Origin of the sequence: Bradyrhizobium barranii subsp. apii, from assembly GCF_011516635.5 — a bacterium.
Taxonomy (GTDB): Bacteria; Pseudomonadota; Alphaproteobacteria; order Rhizobiales; family Xanthobacteraceae; genus Bradyrhizobium; species Bradyrhizobium barranii.
This window is the reverse complement of the sequence record NZ_CP096256.1, coordinates 320,100-339,945: the sequence shown is the minus strand read 5'-3', so window position 1 is coordinate 339,945 and position 19,846 is coordinate 320,100. Positions and strand designations below refer to the sequence as shown.

The 19,846-nt window shown below is 61.3% G+C and carries 10 protein-coding genes, 1 tRNA gene and 6 pseudogenes; 7 read left to right on the top strand and 10 right to left on the bottom strand.

Annotation, left to right across the window (positions count from 1 at the left end; translation table 11 throughout):
- Positions 1-420: pseudogene (locus HAP41_RS48615) on the top strand (transposase); the annotation flags it as partial.
- Positions 421-564: 144 nt separating this feature from the next.
- Here HAP41_RS48615 and HAP41_RS48610 read toward each other — a convergent pair.
- The 3 genes and pseudogenes from HAP41_RS48610 to HAP41_RS48600 all read right to left on the bottom strand — a co-directional run.
- Positions 565-775 (bottom strand): annotated as a pseudogene (locus HAP41_RS48610) (IS256 family transposase); the annotation flags it as partial.
- Between the two features lie 216 nt (positions 776-991).
- Complete coding sequence (locus HAP41_RS48605; RefSeq protein WP_166107335.1) at positions 992-2,620, bottom strand: putative bifunctional diguanylate cyclase/phosphodiesterase; 1,629 nt, start codon at positions 2,618-2,620, stop codon at positions 992-994.
- 150 nt (positions 2,621-2,770) lie between these two features.
- Entirely contained in the window at positions 2,771-4,174 is a 1,404-nt protein-coding gene (locus tag HAP41_RS48600) for a GGDEF domain-containing protein (protein ID WP_166107466.1), read from the bottom strand.
- Between the two features lie 1,113 nt (positions 4,175-5,287).
- Between HAP41_RS48600 and HAP41_RS48595 the strand changes: the two genes are divergently transcribed.
- The 3 genes and pseudogenes from HAP41_RS48595 to HAP41_RS48585 form a co-directional block, all read left to right on the top strand.
- Positions 5,288-6,652 carry an HlyD family secretion protein gene (locus HAP41_RS48595; protein ID WP_224581159.1) on the top strand — a complete coding sequence of 455 codons (1,365 nt, stop codon included), beginning with the start codon at positions 5,288-5,290 and terminating at the stop codon, positions 6,650-6,652.
- A complete protein-coding gene (locus HAP41_RS48590; RefSeq protein WP_166107339.1) occupies positions 6,649-8,595 on the top strand; it encodes a glycosyltransferase in 1,947 nt (648 codons plus the stop codon). The genes HAP41_RS48595 and HAP41_RS48590 overlap by 4 nt, the downstream gene beginning before the upstream one ends.
- 27 nt (positions 8,596-8,622) lie before the next feature.
- Positions 8,623-9,081, top strand: a pseudogene (locus HAP41_RS48585) (IS110 family RNA-guided transposase); the annotation flags it as partial.
- Positions 9,082-9,338: 257 nt separating this feature from the next.
- On the opposite strand, the pseudogene HAP41_RS48580 reads toward HAP41_RS48585, so the two are convergent.
- Positions 9,339-9,750, bottom strand: a pseudogene (locus tag HAP41_RS48580) (DDE-type integrase/transposase/recombinase); the annotation flags it as partial.
- A gap of 399 nt (positions 9,751-10,149) precedes the next feature.
- Here HAP41_RS48580 and HAP41_RS48575 point away from each other — a divergent pair.
- Both HAP41_RS48575 and HAP41_RS48570 read left to right on the top strand, forming a co-directional pair.
- Positions 10,150-11,423 (top strand): annotated as a pseudogene (locus HAP41_RS48575) (IS256 family transposase).
- A 214-nt stretch (positions 11,424-11,637) separates the two neighbouring features.
- Positions 11,638-11,713 (top strand) — tRNA-Ile (locus HAP41_RS48570).
- 18 nt (positions 11,714-11,731) lie between these two features.
- Here the strand turns inward: HAP41_RS48570 and HAP41_RS48565 are convergent.
- The 6 genes and pseudogenes from HAP41_RS48565 to HAP41_RS48540 form a co-directional block, all read right to left on the bottom strand.
- Positions 11,732-12,976, bottom strand: a complete 1,245-nt coding sequence (locus HAP41_RS48565) for a tyrosine-type recombinase/integrase (protein WP_166107469.1) — start codon at positions 12,974-12,976, stop codon at positions 11,732-11,734.
- Positions 12,973-13,905 (bottom strand): annotated as a pseudogene (locus tag HAP41_RS48560) (IS630 family transposase). Before HAP41_RS48560 ends, HAP41_RS48565 begins: the two are co-directional and overlap by 4 nt.
- 417 nt (positions 13,906-14,322) lie before the next feature.
- Positions 14,323-15,549, bottom strand: coding sequence for an IS91 family transposase (locus tag HAP41_RS48555; RefSeq protein ID WP_166053869.1), 1,227 nt, complete (start codon positions 15,547-15,549; stop codon positions 14,323-14,325).
- A 20-nt stretch (positions 15,550-15,569) separates the two neighbouring features.
- Positions 15,570-16,430: a tyrosine-type recombinase/integrase gene (locus tag HAP41_RS48550; protein WP_029085027.1), complete on the bottom strand. Its 861-nt coding sequence runs from the start codon at positions 16,428-16,430 to the stop codon at positions 15,570-15,572.
- Positions 16,431-16,532: 102 nt separating this feature from the next.
- The gene (locus tag HAP41_RS48545) at positions 16,533-16,823 is read right to left on the bottom strand and encodes a hypothetical protein (RefSeq protein ID WP_224581156.1); all 291 of its coding nucleotides are present in this window, start codon (positions 16,821-16,823) and stop codon (positions 16,533-16,535) included.
- A gap of 581 nt (positions 16,824-17,404) precedes the next feature.
- On the bottom strand, positions 17,405-18,679 hold the full coding sequence (locus HAP41_RS48540) for an IS256 family transposase (RefSeq protein WP_166064748.1): 1,275 nt from the start codon (positions 18,677-18,679) through the stop codon (positions 17,405-17,407).
- A 282-nt stretch (positions 18,680-18,961) separates the two neighbouring features.
- On the opposite strand from HAP41_RS48540, the gene HAP41_RS48535 reads away from it, so the two are divergent.
- A complete protein-coding gene (locus tag HAP41_RS48535) occupies positions 18,962-19,846 on the top strand; it encodes a tyrosine-type recombinase/integrase (RefSeq protein WP_166106044.1) in 885 nt (294 codons plus the stop codon).

Sequence of the window (19,846 nt, the reverse complement as noted above, 5' to 3'; positions counted from 1 at the left end):
CGGGTGCTGCGCCAGGCCTGGGAGCTCGATGACGCCGACAAGGCTGAAAAATTGATCCGCAATCTCGCGCGTCGACTCGACCAGCAATGGCCCGGCGTTGCGGCCAGTATCCTCGAAGGCCTCGACGAAATCCTGACTGTCGTCCGGTTGAAGTTGCCGAAGGAGCTTCGCCGATCGCTCGCCTGTACCAATATCGCCGAGAACATGATGGGCACCATTCGCCGCGTCACGCGCAACGTTAAACGCTGGCGGGATGCCGGTATGGCCTTGCGATGGGTCGCGGCCGGTATGATCGAGGCCAACAAGGGCTTCCGACGATTGAAGGCGCATAAGCAATTGTCGGTTCTGCGTGCGGCCCTTCAAGCTCACCACGATCGCATGACAATCAAGTCCGTTGCCCACGTCACGAGGGCTGCGTAATATTCATTCCGGCAACGTCGACCCGACGTAGTTCAACAGCGATCGGGACATCCCCGAGAAGCTTCAGCCTTCCTAATAAGGCGGCTTCGTTTTGGACTGTACGTACGTTCTCTCTAACGCTATCGCCCATCCACCTCGAAGAATTCACGCGGCCCTCGTGACGTGGCAACGGGGTTGGTCATGCGATCGTGGTGAGCTTGAAGGGCCGCACGCAGAACCGACAATTGCTTATGCGCCTTCAAGTCAATCGTCGAAAGCCCTTGTTGGCCTCGATCATGCCGGCCGCGACCCATCGTAAGGCCATACCGGCATCTCGCCAGCGTTTGACGTTGCGCGTGACGCGGCGAATGGTACCCCGGCATTTTGCGATATCCTTCGTCACCTTCGCCGTAGCGTTCTTTCTAGTAATGGGTACGTGGTTGCCCACGGGTTGCCCAAAAGGTGATGAAATTTGACTAACGCTGATTGTGCGTGAGTACGACGGTGTGTCAGACAATGCTTGATCTTCCTGCTAAGACACCCTCGCGCGTTGCAAGCAACTTTGTCCCCGAGTAGGACTCGAAACCCCCTGTCACGATTTCACGTCTTGACGCATCTCTTCAACCGCCGTGCGGCCGGATTCGCGACTAAGCAGCGCGGGGATACCGGCGGCCGGGACGGCATCACTGAACAGATAACCTTGTCCTTCTGCGCAACCATTGGCCACCAGATAGGCCAGTTGGCCAGCGTCTTCGACACCCTCGGCCGTGGCCGTCAAACCAAATCCATTTGCAATGCCAAGGATAGCACGAACGATCACCTGGCTGTCGGTACTGTCGTCGAGATGCGACACGAAGCTGCGGTCTATCTTAATCTTGTCGAGACGAAACGAAAGCAGCTGGCTAAGCGTAGCATAACCCGTACCGAAATCATCGAGCGCGATGCGGACGCCGGCTTGACGGAGTTCATCCATCACGGTCTTCGCAACCCCGGTCTTTTCCACGAACGCGCTCTCCGTAATTTCAATCTCCAGGCGGCTCGGACTGAACCCGGTTTGCCCAAGGATCGATAGAATGCGCTGTCCAAGCGCGGGGTCACGCAACTGAATTGGCGAAATATTGAAGGCAAGCGTAAACATCTCCGGCCACGTATTGGCATCAAAACAGGCGCGGCGAAAAAGCTGATCGCCAAGCGCGTTGATGAGGCCAGTTTCTTCTGCAATCGGAATAAACACGTCGGGCGGAATATGCCCAAAAGTCCTGTTTTCCCAACGCGCCAGGGCCTCGAACCCGATGATGCAATTACTTTTGAGCGAAACGAAAGGCTGGTAGTGCGGCTCGATAATATCGGCCGTTATCGCGCTGCGAAGCTCTCGCTCGATCTCGATACGCCGCTCGACATGCATGTCCATCTCTGGTTCGAAAAAGCGAACACACGACCTGCCACCGCCTTGTGCGCGATAAAGTGCACGTTCTGCGCGCCTGACCAATTCGTGGAGATTGACGCCGTCAATCGGAGCGATGGCGATGCCAATTCCAACACCAAGCTCGGCTGACCCCGTCTCGATCGCGAAAGTGCCGCCGGCGGACGCCACAATACGGCGCGCCAGATTGGTAGGATCCTCAAGGGAGGTAATGTCTGGCATGACAATCCCGAATTCGTCGCCTCCAATCCTCGCCAGGACGCCATCCGTGCGCAAGACGTCGGCGAGCCTGTTGGCAAATTCGCAAAGCGCCTTGTCCCCCGCTGCGTGGCCATGCGCGTCCTTGATTCTCTTGAAGCCCCTAAGGCCAAGCATCAGAACGGCCACCTGGTGGGTGTCGCCGGCGAGGCCAAGGCACGCATCAAGTTTTTCATCAAACAGGCGACGGTTAGGCAGGCCGGTCAATGGATCATGTCGCGCCAGATCGCGCGCTTCTGCTTCTGCAATGGTTCGTGCTTTGGTTTCTCGGGCGAGATCTCGATAGCGGCGAACACTAAAGAGTGTCAGCGCAACGCTCAGAAAGAATGCGACGAACATCATGAATACGATGGCGTCGAGTGCCGAATCCGCATAGCCCCGTCCTTGCTGAAACAATCGAGGGCCAAGCTCATAAACATGCGCCAAGATCGAAGCAAGAACGACGCCCCCAAAGAGAGCAATGAAATCCCTTGTGGCAGAACTACGCCAATCGAACCAATCGGCGCGCAATACGCGCGATCGTGGATTTGACAAACTCATCACAGTCGAACCTTCGCTGACGCCGGTTATTCCAGTAAGCTCTTACAAGTAGCATAAAGACACGCTTAGACCAGCGGGTGTGCGCCGATTGCCTGAACTCGACTAACGCCTCGCAAGGCCCGCGACGGTAAGCGCGCGAATGAACGAAGCCTACGCGGCAATCACACGATTGCGACCTTCATGTTTTGCGCGATAGAGCCGCTGATCTGCGACGTTCAGCAATCCGTCAAGCGTGTCTCCATCGCGCCCGAGCTCCGACACCCCAACACTGATGGTGACGCGGACCGACGGCTGGGCTTCGACGTCGAATGCAGTGCCTTTAATCGTCGATCGTAGGCGCTCGGCTACCGCGCAAGCCGCGTCGAGCGTCGCTCCCGGCAGCAAGACCATGAATTCTTCACCGCCCACGCGCGCGACAGAGTCATAAGGGCGAATTGCCTCCAGACACTTTCGCACGAATGCACGGAGGACCTCGTCGCCGACGCTGTGACCACGTGAGTCATTGATATCCTTGAAATGGTCGAGATCGAGCGACAACAGAGATAATGGAGCACCGGTTCGTTTGGCCCGCGCGATCTCGGCGCCGATATGCTCGAGGAAGTGTCGCCGATTTCCGGCACCGGTCAGTGGGTCGGTGGCGGCAAGGCGTTCCAACCGTTGATTGCTCAATTGCAGTTGCTGTAGCGCCTTTTGGGTGTCGGCCATCGATTGGGCCAGGCGGGCCATCATTTCTTCCTGGCTATAGATGGTCGAGAATGATTTCGTCGTTCGGAAAGCCTGGACAACGCCATAGCTGAGCAGGAAGAACCCGCCAGCAAAGATCCCGTGGGCGAGCCACCACATATGGTTCCACGGCGCCGCCAGAATGAACGCGAGCGACGATAGCGCAAACCACGCGACCGAAATGCCGAAAATAAGCATGAGCGGCGAGTGAAGCCGCCGAATAAGCATGGCCGTGACGTTCAGCGCGCTGAACACCAGTGCGCCGCCCTCCATGGACAAGCGTACCGCGGGGTGTCCCGCATAAGGGGAGTAGGCGATCAGGGCGACGGCTATGTCCATCGTCAGGAACAGGCCGATCCACATCAGCCATGCGCGCGCATCGGAACGCGTCTCGACCTCGTCTGACGGCTGGTTGTAGCTGAGCAGCCCAACGAAGAGTAGAATCGACATCGCAAGACGCGATGCCGGCCCATAGAGCAGAAACAGCCAAATATTGCGGTGTGCCATCCCGGTGAAGGCGCCGTGCGGCGAATAGATCAGCACGAAGCCGAGAAAACCCAGCGTCAACCAACGCAACAGAGGTTCGCCTGAAGATTGGTAGCAACGCCACGTCACATAGGTGACGAACAGCCCTTCGAGGGTGGCGACGGCAATCGCGAATTCGTGGAACCGGTGATTCTCGAACTTTAGCGTGGGATCCTGCTGGAAATACAGGTAGGCGATGAACTGGGCCGGCATCAGGGCGAAGGCGATGAGGAGAAGGCGCATATACGCCTGTGTAACCAGCCGGAGCGCGTTGGTCGGTTCGTGTACCGCAAGATTGGTGCTCATATGCATATACCGTCTCCCATGATGACCTGCGGTCGTTTCATGGACTCTTGGCCGTCTCGCGGGATACTTTGTCCCAGAGCACCTTCGGTCCTTGTGTACTACCCAGATGAAGGAACCAGGATGCGTCGCGGCCGGAAGGCCATTCAACAATTCGGCGCCCGCGATCACCGCTGCACGGGAGCGACGGAGGCGTGAGCTTGAGCTTTCTGTCCATCTGGGGCACCCCGTCGAGCAGGCGGCGACACCGACAGGGTCGGCCTTGTCGTTCAGCAGATTATTCCGGCTCCTGCCGCGAGTTGTCACGGTCTGCGAGGCGCTCGAAAACGCCCATCGAAAGACAAGGAAATCACGATCCCGTTGAGGAAGCAGTCTGCGTATTACCGTACTCAACCGTCTGCCTGCCGCCCGCCGGTAGTGCCGCCGCCACAATCGGTCCGTTACTGGTTCGGCTCCGAGTCAACACGCGTAATGAGCAAAATCGTAAGCGTCAGCCCGCTTTGATTGACGAGTTTCTTGTAGGCCATCTGCGATCTCCTTCGTCTGGGATGTCCCGCACTGCGCGACCGGGGCCGTTAGGTTACGTAAGCTTGTTGAGTTGGTCGCCTGCCAAACCTTGTAGGTTCGCTAACGCAACCAGTGAGATTGGCTTGCGGCAAGGAGGAATTACTCGATCCGTCCCCGGATGATCGCCGGTCCAGCTCTATCGGGCCCGCGGCCAGCAGCGTCGCCCATGTCCGGAGCCTCCTGACGCGGCGTGTCCGCCCCAAGTGTTGACACGCGCGAAGTCAATCAAGCACGTGGGACACCCGATCGGCGTCCAGATCCCACGCCGATTCACAGTGTCTTCCGTCAGCGTCGAGCCTTGCAGCCGCTTTACGAGCGCGCGCGGTTTAGTCGCGCCATAAGTAGAAAAGGACTGTTGCAAACGTCGAGGTTGTGTGCAACCCTCATCCACCCAAGATAGCGTCAGTGGCCATCAATGGGCCATCGTATAACGGCCCCGTTCGGTGGGACGGTGCGCCCATGTCGAAGGGGCACCCCAAAAGCACATTGGCCGTTCAGGATTACGGTTTCTGAACCCCGCGCGCATTGACAGTTCAGGGTCCGGTCATCATGAATCAGGAACAGCAGAAGCCCTTTCCCGAAGATCATACGTCCATTAGCAAGGACGAGGAATCGGGCGCACGAGGGCTGCAGCGCGATTTGCAGGACCGCTTGCAGCCGGCGGACGACGAGCCGGTCAGCGAGCCTGTCAATGATAGCGCCCCCCATCCCGAAGCGCCTGCAGGATCGGGCCGGTGGGTTCGACGCCTGCTCAAGGTCGGCATTGGCCTCGCCCTCGTCGCGATCTTCGGATGGCTGCCGCTGAAAGCCGTGCTGCAGACCTCGAGCGTCGAGGCCGTGGTCAATGCCAGGATCGTAACCCTGCGCTCGCCGATCGACGGCACCGTGAGAGCGAAGCCGCAGAGCTCGACGCAGCTCAGTGTGGTCCACGAAGGCGATACGATCCTTCATGTCGTCAACGCGCGCGGTGATCGAGGGCGGCTCGACGATCTCCGGCGGCAGATGTCCCGGATGGAGAATGAGCGCCCGAGTCTCGCCGCAAAGCTTGCGGCCGCCGAGACGTCGCAACAGGACCTCGCGCGCCAGGCGGCCCAGTTCCGCGACGGCCGCATCCTCCAGCTCGAGGCGCGCATCGCCGAAATCCAGACCGCGATCGAGGCCGCGGCCGCGCGACGGGAAGAAGCGACGGCGGCGGTTGAACGCGCCTCGTCGCTGATCAAATCGGGCAGCGTCTCGACGGTCGAAATGGCCAGGCTGACGCGCGAGCAGGCGATCGCGCATCAGACCGAGATGGGCGCGCAGCGCCGGCTCGACGCCGCCAAGGTCGAACTCACCGCGGCAAGGAACGGCACCTATCTTGGCGACAGCTACAATGACCGGCCGAGTTCCGTGCAACGCGAAGAGGAGATGCGCCAGCGCGTCAGCGATCTGCGCGCCGATCTGGTGCATTCCGATGCGGAGATCGACTGGCTTACCCACGAGATTGCCTCGGAGCAATTGCACTACATCAACCGGGCCGAAGCCGACATCAAGGGGCCGGTCGCCGGGCGCATCTGGGAGATGATGACGTCGCCAGGCGAGGACGTCAGGGCCGGGCAGCCCCTGCTCAAGCTGCTTGATTGCAACGGTGCGGTGGTCACCGCCAATGTCACCGAAGGCGTCTATAACCGCCTCAGGCTTGGTGAGCAGGCGAGCTTTGAGCCGAACGACGGCAGCGCTTCGATCAAGGGTGAGATCGTCAACCTCACCGGTGCATCGGGGGCGCCCGCGAACCTTGCGATCAATCCGGATGCGCTGAACAAGGAACCATACCGGGTGACGGTCTCGATGCCGGAGCTCGCTACCACGGGCAAGGAATGCGCAGTCGGCCGCACCGGGCGGGTGGTGTTCAACACGGACGCGGCAAAGCCATGATGGCGGCATTCGCGCCCGGGCTGGTCGCCTTCGGCGCCTGTCTTGCGATCCTGCCGCTGCTCCGGCGCGAGCAGACGCTGGGGCGCGTCATGATGACCGGCATATCGTTCCTGCTGCTGTTGCACTACTTCGTCTGGCGGGTGACCCAGACCCTGCCGCCGTTGGGGCTCACCGCCGACGCGGTGGTCGGCTATCCCTTCGTGGCGGCCGAGGCGGCCTCGATGATCGCGGTGTGCCTGTCGTTGCTGTTCCTCAGCCGGACCATCGACCGTTCGCCCGCGGTCAATGCCATCCTGTGTCAATCCAAGGCGTCGACGAATGCGCCGCGCATCGACGTCTTCATCTGCACCTACAATGAAGAGAAGGCGATCCTCGAGCGCACCATCATCGGCGCCACCGGGCTGAACTATCCCAATTATCGCGTCTGGGTGCTCGACGACGGACGGCGGCTCTGGCTGCGCCGGCTCGCCCAGGAGCTCGGCTGCAATTACCTGACCCGTCCGGACAACCGCCACGCCAAGGCCGGCAACATCAATCATGCGCTCCAGCACGTATCCGCCCCGCCGGACCGCCCTGAATTCATCTCGATCCTCGATGCGGATTTTGTCCCGATGCCGGACTTCCTGACGCGGGCGATCAGCCTGATGCAGGACGGCACCGTCGGCGTCGTGCAGACGCCGCAGCACTTCATCAATCCGGATCCGATCCAGACCAATCTCGCCGCAACCGACGTCTGGCCCGACGAACAGCGTTTCTTCTTCGACATTTTTATGCCGGCCAAGGACGCCTGGGGCACCGCGTTCTGCTGCGGCACTTCATCGCTGATCCGTTACTCCGGACTGATGCAGATCGGCGGCTTTCCGACCGATTCGGTGACGGAGGACTATCTCGTCACGCTGCGCCTGAAGGAAAGGGGATTGCGCACGGTCTGCCTCAACGAGCGCCTGACCATCGGCCTCGCGCCGGAGGGATTGAAGGAATACATCACGCAGCGCGGCCGCTGGTGTCTCGGCTTCATGCAGATCTTCAGGGGCCGCAGCGGGCCGTTCTCGCGGCAATCGAAGCTCGCCTTCATGGACCGGCTGTCGCTGGTCGACGCTTTCATGAGCTGGGCGGCGGTCTATGGCACCAAGGTTTTCGGCCTCGTCGTGCCGTGGCTCTATCTGCTGTTCGGCATCAAGGCGGTTCACGCCGATCTGTTCGAGCTTCTGAAGTACTTCATGCCGTTCTATGTCTGGCACGCCTTCACCATGGCTTGGATCTCGCGCGGTCGCTCGCTCGCGATCATGACCGACGTGTCGCAATACATCGCAGCCCCCGCGGTCTTGAAGGCGGTCGTGACCGGCCTCGCCAAGCCGCAAGGCCACAAGTTCAAGGTGACGGCCAAGGGCGGCGACCGCAATCGCCGCTTCATCGAGTGGCCGCTGCTGCGGCTCTATGGCGCCGCCCTGCTGATCACGCTGCTGGCGATCGCCTACGCATTCATCCTGCATCTGCGCGGCGACAGCATCGCCTATGGCGGGCTGGCGCTGGCCTGGAGCCTGTACAATTGCGTCGTGCTGGCGATCGTGTGCTTCATTTGCATCGAGCAGCCGCGGCGTCGCAAGGCCGAGCGCTTCGAGCGTGACGAGCCGATCCTGATTCACGAAGGTACGGAGCCGCGGCTGGTCCGGATGGTCGACATTTCGATCTCGGGCGCGCGCTTCATCGATCCCGCCCCACCCGCAATCGGCGCCTCGATCAAGTGCAATGTCTACGGACAGAACGTGGCCGCGCTCGTCGTCCGCCGCACCCGCGATGGCTTCGGCGTTCGTTTCGAGGACGCGGTTGCGACGCGGATCAATGTCGTGCGCGCATTCTATGCCGGCGAATATGTCCGCGCCTTCCGCAGTGTCCGCGCAGCGCCGGTCGGCAAGGCCCTGCTGATGCGGCTGTTCGGCTAGCTAGCCGTCCTTGTGAACCAACTGAAAGAATTGGATCGGCAGGTCGAGGCCATCGAGCGCGAGCTAGCTCAGATCCAGCGAGTAAATCCGATGGCGAAGTTGCTGTCCTCGATTCCCGGGATCGGTCCCATAACGGCCACGGCTCTCGCCGCGACCGTGCCGGACCCGACAATGTTCCACTCCGGGCGGGAGTTCGCGGCCTGGCTTGGCCTGACGCCTAAGCAGAATTCCACCGGCGGGAAGGATCGGCTCGGCCGGATTACGAAACAGGGCGATTCCTATCTCAGGCACTTGCTTGTCATCGGAGCACGTAACGTCGTTCGGTACCCAAAGGCACGCTCCCGGGTTGGAGGCGGCTGGATCGAAGCCCTGCTTGAACGGCGTCGGCCCATGGTCGTCACCATCGCCGTTGCCAACAAGTTGGCTCGGACCGTCTGGGCGATGATGACGACCGGGGAGTTCTATCGGCCTAAGCTCGCGGCCTGACTTTCCGCGTATGTTGGCCACCTTATGGTGTGAGGGCAAATGACAGCATGATGGACACCGGCGGAGCTGGGGATCGAGCAAGCCCGAAGAGCTTTAAGCGCAACAAGCGCGACCCGTTGATGAGGCCTCGATCCGCGATCTCCATCAGGGCCAGCGGCCATGGCATCGGTCGCACTAACAGGCCGTATACATGAACGCACCCGACCGGTATCCAAGTGCTGCTGAAATCCCTTGCATCCGCGGGGCCGTCTATACATGAAGCTCTCGATGAAGGCGTTCTGCATGGGCTTACCCGGCGCGATGTAGTGCCATGCGACGCGGCTCTGATCGGCCCAGGTCAGGATGGCGTTGCTGGTGAGCTCGCTGCCGTTGTCGCTGACCACCATTTTCGGCTTGCTGCGCTCAATCAGCAGCCGGTCCTGTTCCCGCGCCACCCGGGTGCCGGAGAGCGAGGTGTCGGTCACCAGCGCCAGACACTCGCGGGTGCAGTCGTCGACCACGGTCAGGATGCGGAAGCGGCGGCCGCAGGTCAGTTGGTCCGAACCACCGGCCGTTCGACATCATCGGAGCCAGCATCGGCGCCCTGGTCCCGATCGCCCGCTTGCGGCCGCCGCGGCGGCGCACTGTCAGCTTCTCTTCCCGATAGAGCCGGAAGAGCTTCTCGTGGTTGTACCTTCGATGGGGGGCGCTTAAAGCGATGGATGACAATCTCGCACCCGGCTGGGTAGACGTGCATGTCTGCACTGCAGAAATACTTGACGCATAACCAAAATGGCGATCGAGAAAGGCCTTTTATCACCGAGTGGCGTTTTGATCGCAGATGATTGCAGAGACAATCTCATTATAGATCGATATGATCCCGTCTTCGCCGACATGCGGGCCAGCAAGATCAAACATCTGAGAAGCGCTAACAGCGAAGACGCGGTTACTTGGAACGTTTTTCGTTCACTGCGTCAAATGCCTGCGTTGGGGGATGTCCCGGGTTCTGTTGAATTTCTGAAGAGGTCGGCGTTGCCCACCTTGAGCCGGTAGGCTCGGGGTGCTGATTCCACAAAGGAGAGCAACGCCATGACGAGAGATATCACACCGGCTGGTTGGCCGGCGACCGGGGCTGTGGAGAATCATTTGCGGAAGTGCGAGCGAGCTTCGATCGGTTCTGCCTTGCGGCAGGAATCGAGGCGCTCGGCACGATGATGGAGGCGGATGTGACAGCGGCCTGCGGGCCGCGCCACGGTCGTGATGCGGCGCGGCGGGCGCACCGTTGGGGCCGAACGCGGGGGCGGATCGGTTTCCACGGCGGCAAGATCGAGGTCGGTCGCCCGCGGGTCCGGGGCATGGACGGCCGCGAGGTCACGATCCCGAGCTGGGAAACGGCGGCGCAGGAGGACTGGCTCGGTCGCTGGGCGATGAACCTGATGCTGATCAATGTGTCGACGCGCCGGTTCGGCCGCGCCGTCCGGCTGCCCGAGGGTGACGTGCCGGCACCGCCCGGATCGGGGATTTCGAAGTCGGCGGCCTCGCGGAGGTTCGTGGCTCTGTCGGCGGCGCGGCTGGCCGACTTCATGGCTGCCGATCTGTCCGCGCTCGACCTTCTGGTGGTCCAAATCGACGGGCTGCATCTCGACGACGATCTCGTGCTGGTGGCCGCGATCGGGGTTGACGGCGAAGGCAACAAGCATCCGCTGGCGCTGGTGGAAGGGGCGACCGAGAATGCAGCAACGGTTCAGGCCCTGCTGGACAACCTGGTCTCGCGCGGGCTCGACCCGACGGTGCCAAGACTGTTCATCGCCGACGGCGCGAAGGCGTTGTCGAAGGCGATCCGCCGCACCTTCGGTTCGGCCGCTGCGATCCAGCGCTGCCAGATCCACAAGGCGCGCAACATCATGGAACGCCTGCCGAAAGAGCATCATGCGGCCACCCGCCGGGTGCTGCGCCAGGCCTGGGAGCTCGATGACGCCGACAAGGCTGAAAAATTGATCCGCAATCTCGCGCGTCGACTCGACCAGCAATGGCCCGGCGTTGCGGCCAGTATCCTCGAAGGCCTCGACGAAATCCTGACTGTCGTCCGGTTGAAGTTGCCGAAGGAGCTTCGCCGATCGCTCGCCTGTACCAATATCGCCGAGAACATGATGGGCACCATTCGCCGCGTCACGCGCAACGTTAAACGCTGGCGGGATGCCGGTATGGCCTTGCGATGGGTCGCGGCCGGTATGATCGAGGCCAACAAGGGCTTCCGACGATTGAAGGCGCATAAGCAATTGTCGGTTCTGCGTGCGGCCCTTCAAGCTCACCACGATCGCATGACAATCAAGTCCGTTGCCCACGTCACGAGGGCTGCGTAATATTCATTCCGGCAACGTCGACCCGACGTAGTTCAACAGCGATCGGGACATCCCCGGGAGGCGGATGGTCGAGGATAGCTACCGGCCGGTGTTCCAGGCGATGCAGACGTCGGAGGCGCGGCGGCCTGCCGGGGCAGCATTGCCGAAACCCCGCGCACCCTGTAAACGGAGCTCGCACCGTTGCCGGCCGCGCCATGCGGCCCGCAAGGCGGCGGGGCCTGTAGCTCAATGGTTAGAGCCGGCCGCTCATAACGGTCTGGTTGCAGGTTCGAGTCCTGCCGGGCCCACCAGCCAAATCAATTGCTTAGTCAGGGGTTATCACGCCGCAGCGGGATGACCGCACCAGAAACCGCACCAGATACGTGCGCCTTTCGTTCGTGACCTGGCGTGCGCATCGCGATTTTCTCGACTGCATCTGACAAGTAGTCAGGGTGATGGTGGCCATAGGTGTGGAGCAGAACCTCGAGCGACATTCCAAGATAGCCGGCGGCCTGCCACGGATCCGCGCCCTTCTGCATCAGCCAAGTCGCCGCCGTGTGCCGTAACGTGTGAGGCGATATGCCAGGATCGAGCCCCGCGTGCTTGACGGCACTCTTGAATGCCGTCTTGACCGAAATCACCGGCTTGCCGTTGAACTCAACGAAGTGCTTGGCGTCCGGATCAATGCGGTGCCAACGCCGCAAATGAGCGAGCAAGCGCGAGGGGATCGGAACTGTCGGTTGCCGCTTGTTAGTCCGCGAACTGCCCTGCTTCAGACGGTAGTACCGTCCGCGCTCCAGATCGACGTAAGACCGGCCGACCGCTGGTATCGGTGATGCGGCGGCAATGGCTCCGGCGCGCGTCCCGCTATAGATGCCCAATAGTATGAAGCGGGCAAGATGCCGCAGCGGGCGTTTGCGTGTCGGGGCCTTCACATCCTCCGTCGGCCGTCGCGACTTCTTCTGAAGTTCGCGATAACGCCAGCAGGTCCAGATGAGCTTCGCGGCATCGCCTCGGGTTAACCATTTGTCGCGCGGCTCGCCTTTCTCCGGCAGCGAGATTTTAACGATTTCCCGATGATAACCTTCGGCGGCATGATGGCCAATGGCGGCGCGCAAATCTTCCAGATCTCGCCTTGCACCGCCTCGGTTGCGTCGTTTCTTCCTATAAGAGCGACACGCCTCTCCGTTCACCTCGCCGAGCATTTTCGTACCCCACCACGCGTTCAGTCTCTCGATGCGCTTTTTAAATTTCCGTATGGCGGGGATGGTGTCTTCGCTTTCTCCATCTACTTTGAAGCGATCGCGAAGCTTTTCTAGCTGCGCATCCAAGTAAATCGAGAGAACGTCCGCGACTGGAATGTCGTCGATGTGCCGCACTCGCCGTTTGGGCGTGTATTTGGACGCTATGTAGTCCTCTAGCTTTCTTTCCGCGGCCGCAATTTCATCTGCAGCGCAGCCTGTGCTGACATCGCGTCCGTTGTCTCTGATGATCCAAGTAGCCTGGTGGGTAATCTTTCCGCTCTTGTCTCGGCGGGCGGATTTGAGCTGAAGCCTAGAGCATGATGTGTTTATACGGAAACGTACCCTGAATTTTTGAGATAGTTGGCGCACTCCTCCTTGGAGAAGACGTCGAGGAGTTCGCCGACCTTGCGCCAAGTCGCTTCGACATCACGCGGCTGCGCGGCTCGCATCAGGTGTTTGAGCTTGGCGAAGACCTGCTCGATCGGATTGAGGTCGGGGCTATAGGGCGGCAGGAAGAGCAGATGGGCTCCTGTGGCGCGGATGGCGTTGCGCGCCGCCTTGCCCTTGTGACTGCCGAGATTGTCGAGAATGACGAGTTCACCCTTTGCGAGGGTCGGCGCCAGCACCTGCTCGACATAGAGGGTGAAGAGCTCGCCATTGATGGGGCCGTCGATGACCCATGGCGCGCTGATCCGGTCGTGGCGCAGCGCCGCGATGAAGGTCATCGTCTTCCAATGGCCGAAAGGCGCAGACGCCTGGAGACGTTGCCCACTCGGTCCCCAGCCTCGCAGCGGCGCCATGTTGGTTTTGATCCAGGTCTCGTCGATAAAGACCAGGCGCGAGGCGTCGATCCTGCCCTGATGGGTCTTCCAGCGCGTCCGTTTACGCGCGATATCGGGACGATCTTGTTCGGCCGGCAGGATCGTTTTTTTTGAAGCTCAGCCCTTCGGCATGGACGAACGTCCACACTGCCCGCACGTCGGTCTTGATCCCGCGCGCAGCCAGTTCCTGCGTCAGCTTCCGCAAAGTGAATGGGCCGGAGCGAATGCGTTTGCGCAGCCAGTCGGCATTGGTGCCGGACAGAACCGGCTTCTTGTGACCGCCGATCTTGCCGGGAGAAACGCCTCCGGTCTCCCGCCGCAGATTCTTCCACTTCGTCACACAGGAAGGACTGATCTGAAGCGCTTCTGCAATCGAACGAACGGTCTCGCCCGCGCCAGAGCGAGTTCACGAAGATCTTCCGAATAGGGTCGCGTCATCCATGCTGGCCCCCGTTCCAGCATGGAGTTTGAATCAGAAATTGTCCCTTCTGGGAATCTGGAGGGTTCTGTGAGGTCGCGCTCACGCGAGGGCGCGGCAGGCGCTTATGACGCGACCTCATTGAAGCCGGATTGAACGAAGGCGCGGGAGGCTATTCGCGGTTTTGCAGCTATGGGGATTGTTCGAGATCGCCATGCCCGATCTGCTGGCTCGGCGCGTGAGGCAGAGACACAGGAGTGCGCATCCTGGAAGAGTTGAGATCAGACGCGCTTCGCCTGAGATCGCGATAGGCCTTTTGCTGCATCGGACGGTTGTTGTCGCGCAGTGTGACAGCACGGATTCGACATCGTCCGCGATGATCGAGACGCTGGGAGCGAAATGACGAATGATGATCGTCGTGCACGACATGACTTGGCTCACGATGTGTCGCATCGGAACGGTGATGTTCGAGGGCTGGGGCGTCTGAAGCTATGTCGAAAGCGCTCAATGATGCGCATGACGCCACCACAATCGGGACAGGCAGGAACCTCGGCCCAGGTTTGAGCCTCCGAATCCACAGGCGACGGCTGGCCATCGTTTGGGGCTGTTCGCTCATGATCGAGAAGTTCGCGGCAAAGGGCGAGCTTGGCAGCGCGATGGCGGTTGGCCATGAAGCCGAAGTGGCGGATGCGGTGGAAGCCGTCAGGCGGCGTATGAAGCAGGAAACGGCGAATGAACTCATCGGGCTTGAGATTCATGATCTTTGTCGCGCTGTTTTGGCGATAGTCCTTCCATGAGAAGGCGACATGATCGTCGTCGAGTGCGACGAGCCGGCTGTTGGCGATCGCGACGCGATGGGTGTAGCGGCCGAGATAGGCCAGGACCTGTGCGGGTCCGCCGAAGGGCCGCTTGGCGTAAACAACCCAGTTGATGCGTCGCATGGCGTCGAGGTGGGCCGCAAAGGCAGCCGGCTCGGCCAGAGCTCCGAGATCGCCGAAGAAACGCAAGGCACCGGAGTTGAAGGCTGCCGACAGACGTTTGAGAAAAAGTGTGCGAAATAGTCTGGACAACGGTTTGACGGCCAGGAAGAAGTTCGGTCGGCAAGCGGTCCAGCGCGCGCCATCGGGCGAGAGGCCGCCACCCGGAACGACGCAATGGACGTGGGGATGATGCATCAGCGTCTGTCCCCAGGTGTGGAGGACGGCGACGCCGCCGATCGCACCGCCGAGCCGGCGTGGATTGGCGGCGAGCGTCGTCATCGCCTCGGCGGCAGCCTTGAACAGGATGGCATAGACGACGGCCTTGTTCTGGAAAGCGATCGCGGCGATCGGTGCGGGAAGTGTAAAGACGACGTGGAAATAGGGAACCGGAAGCAGGTCGGCTTGACGCGCGGCGAGCCACGCGGCTCGGGCTCTCCCCTGACACTTCGGACAGTGCCGATTGCGGCAGGAATTATAGGCAACGCGTGTCGTGCCGCAGTCGTCGCAAGCCTGCATGTGGCCGCCGAGCGCCTCGGTCCGGCACGCAACGATCGCGCTCATCACGCGCCGCTCGACCCGCCCCAGATGACCGGCATGTACACGGCGATAGGCGTCGCCATGCCGGCGCAGAATATCGGCAATCTCGATGGCGGGCCTGTTGGAGCGGATGTCGGAGCGGGTCATGACCCGCATCCCGCTGCGGGTCATCCAGGTGGCGTCACCTCCAGCGACAGGCGATCGAGCGGGCTCTGCGTCGCTCGGATCGTATCGGTGGCGACCTGCGTGTAGCGCGCTGTCGACGACAAATTATTGTGCCCGAGCAAGACCTGGATGATCCGGATATCGGTTCCGTTCTCGAGAAGATGTGTCGCGAAGCTGTGGCGCAGCGTGTGCAGCGTGACGCGCTTGGTCAGGCCCGCAGCCTTCACCGCCGACCGGCAGGCGGCATGCAGCACGGTCTGATCGATCGGATGATCTTCGTCACGACCAGGGAACAGATAAAGCCGCGGCCGGGCGAGCCGCCAGTAGGTGCGCAGGATGCCCAGCAGCTGGGGCGACAGCATCACGTTGCGATCCTTCGCGCCCTTGCCGTGGCGCACCTGGATGACGCCGCGGGCGCTGTCGATGTCTTCGATCCGCAGTCCCGCAACCTCCGAGGCCCTGAGCCCGGCCGCATAGGCGGTGGTGAGCGCGGCGCGGCTCTTCAGGCTCGATACCGCTTCAAGAAACTGAACCACTTCGTCGGCGCTGAGAACGACCGGCAGCTTGCGCGGTTCTCGCGCATAGGGAATGCGCTCTGGGATGAGCGCCTCGCCGAGCGTGACGCCGTAGAAAAACCGTAGCGCACAGACGATCTGGTTCAGCGCCGGCCATGAGATGCCGGTCGAGACCAAATGCACCTGGAAGGCGCGGACGTCTTCCAGCTCTAACCGGTCAGGCGATCGGCCAAAATAGCGGCTGAACTTCGAAACCGCGCTGATGTAGGATCTTTGCGTCGCCGGCGACAGATTGCGGACGGTCATGTCTTCGATCATGCGGCGGCGAAGAGGGCTCAAATCGGCCATCTCGATACTCCTGTCTGAGGGGGTGGGCTCCAACACCCACATCCTCTCAGCCAGGAGGCGATCTATGCCACCTTGCCCCCTACGCCGCGGCAGCGGCTTCGTTCAATCCCGATTCCGGCAAAAAACAACATGCTCTAGCGCCCTTGCTTCGTCGCGGCATAGCTCTCGCATCCGTTCAATGTGAGCCAGCGTAGTAAATTCCTTGCCGGCAATCTTTTCAACTACTAGTCGATTGCGATTGCGATTGCGATTGCGATTGCGATTGCGATTGCGATCGCGCTCACGTCGCAGACCCGCGACCGTCATCCCGCCCAAAGGAAATGCGATCTTCACGGCATCAGCAAGGCGAAGCGGAGTATCTGGCGTAATTTCAGCCTGCGCTCGATCTGTCATCGACGCTACAAGAAATGCGGGCTCAATCGTCGGGCGATCGCAATTATCGCGACAGCTCACCTCTAAATAAAGCCCGTAATTCTCTGTGTCGCATGCCAGAGTATGCCGTCGCACAATCAAGCAGGTACGCATAGCGGTGGAGAGATTTGGCGGAAGCGCCGTCGCATACCTCAAGGCGTCGTTCGACCTGGGTGCGAGGACTCCGCGGAGATATAGCAAAGCGATCTGAGAGGCCCAGAAAAGTGTGGGTCACGCGTGGTAGCGGCGGTCCGTTTCCATCAAAGTCCCCCCGGCAAATTCCTGGCGTTTTCGATCTTCACCGGCAAGACCGCTTAGGCGCTGTTTGTTGCGGCTCTCCGCAGCGATCGGCACCCCAAACAATATCTGTCACCTGAGGGCGTTCGGTCTATACGGAAAGACGCCCACGAGCGGGTTTTGAGACATGCAAGTATTTTCATACCTTATCGAGAGCTGCGGGCTCATTAACGACCCTCCTTGATTTTAGTCCACTTGCGCCCCTCCGCCAGGGGATGTCCCGATCGCTGTTGAACTACGTCGGGTCGACGTTGCCGGAATGAATATTACGCAGCCCTCGTGACGTGGGCAACGGACTTGATTGTCATGCGATCGTGGTGAGCTTGAAGGGCCGCACGCAGAACCGACAATTGCTTATGCGCCTTCAATCGTCGGAAGCCCTTGTTGGCCTCGATCATACCGGCCGCGACCCATCGCAAGGCCATACCGGCATCCCGCCAGCGTTTAACGTTGCGCGTGACGCGGCGAATGGTGCCCATCATGTTCTCGGCGATATTGGTACAGGCGAGCGATCGGCGAAGCTCCTTCGGCAACTTCAACCGGACGACAGTCAGGATTTCGTCGAGGCCTTCGAGGATACTGGCCGCAACGCCGGGCCATTGCTGGTCGAGTCGACGCGCGAGATTGCGGATCAATTTTTCAGCCTTGTCGGCGTCATCGAGCTCCCAGGCCTGGCGCAGCACCCGGCGGGTGGCCGCATGATGCTCTTTCGGCAGGCGTTCCATGATGTTGCGCGCCTTGTGGATCTGGCAGCGCTGGATCGCAGCGGCCGAACCGAAGGTGCGGCGGATCGCCTTCGACAACGCCTTCGCGCCGTCGGCGATGAACAGTCTTGGCACCGTCGGGTCGAGCCCGCGCGAGACCAGGTTGTCCAGCAGGGCCTGAACCGTTGCTGCATTCTCGGTCGCCCCTTCCACCAGCGCCAGCGGATGCTTGTTGCCTTCGCCGTCAACCCCGATCGCGGCCACCAGCACGAGATCGTCGTCGAGATGCAGCCCGTCGATTTGGACCACCAGAAGGTCGAGCGCGGACAGATCGGCAGCCATGAAGTCGGCCAGCCGCGCCGCCGACAGAGCCACGAACCTCCGCGAGGCCGCCGACTTCGAAATCCCCGATCCGGGCGGTGCCGGCACGTCACCCTCGGGCAGCCGGACGGCGCGGCCGAACCGGCGCGTCGACACATTGATCAGCATCAGGTTCATCGCCCAGCGACCGAGCCAGTCCTCCTGCGCCGCCGTTTCCCAGCTCGGGATCGTGACCTCGCGGCCGTCCATGCCCCGGACCCGCGGGCGATCGACCTCGATCTTGCCGCCGTGGAAACCGATCCGCCCCCGCGTTCGGCCCCAACGGTGCGCCCGCCGCGCCGCATCACGACCGTGGCGCGGCCCGCAGGCCGCTGTCACATCCGCCTCCATCATCGTGCCGAGCGCCTCGATTCCTGCCGCAAGGCAGAACCGATCGAAGCTCGCTCGCACTTCCGCAAATGATTTCTCCACAGCCCCGGTCGCCGGCCAACCAGCCGGTGTGATATCTCTCGTCATGGCGTTGCTCTCCTTTGTGGAATCAGCACCCCGAGCCTACCGGCTCAAGGTGGGCAACGCCGACCTCTTCAGAAATTCAACAGAACCCGGGACATCCCCCGAACCCGCTCCGCGGGAGGGTATCCGCGTTGAGCGTGGGGTATCCCCCTTGAAGCCAGCCCGTGTCTCTGACCCCGACACCACCCGTACAGCGACGTAATCCATTCCATTTCAGACGCGCTTGCCCTTGGCAAGATGGTGTTGCTGCCCGCGCGCAGCGTCCCCCTTGCCAAGGAGTTCGCTATGACCTCGCTTCGGTTACGCATGATGGAAGACATGCAGGTACGCAACCTGTCGCGACACACACAGGATTCGTATTTGCTGCAGGTTTCGCAGTTCGCCCGGCATTTCGCTAAATCGCCGGCTTTGCTAGGCCCGGAGGATATCCGAGCCTACCAGGTCTATCTGACGAACGAGAAAAAGCTGGCGCCACGTTCGGTGCACGTGACCGTCGCAGCGCTTCGATTCCTCTACCGCGTCACGCTCGGCCTCGATTGGGATTTCGACCAGGTCATTCCGTGCCCAAAGGCGCCAAAGACACTGGCCGTCATTCTCAGCCCCGAGGAGGTGCTGCACTTCCTTGGCTGCATCGAGAGCTTCAAGCACCAGGCGATCCTGACGACATGCTATGCCGCCGGCCTGCGTATTTCCGAGGCGACCCGCCTGAAGCCTGAGGCCATCGATCGCCAGCGCATGGTGCTGCGCGTCGAACAAGGCAAGGGACAGAAGGACCGCTACGTCATGCTATCGGCCAGGTTGCTGGAGGTGCTGACGGACTATTGGCGCGCCGTGCGACCCACCGGGGGTTGGATGTTTCCCGGCGCCGTTACTGGAGAACCGATATCGACAAGCGCCGTGGATGCCACCTGCCGCAAGGCACATCGGGTGTCGAAACTCTCCAAGCCGGTGACGCCGCATTCGCTGCGGCACGCATTTGCGGTGCACCTGCTCGAAGCCGGAACCGATCTCCGCACCATCCAGCTCCTGCTCGGCCATCGCAGCCTGTCGACGACCGCCCAATATTTGCGGATCGCTACCAACAAGGTCTGCGCGGCGACGAGCCCGCTTGAACTGCTGCCGCGCCCAATCCCCAAGGCTTCCTCGCCGCCAACGCCCGAACATTTCTGA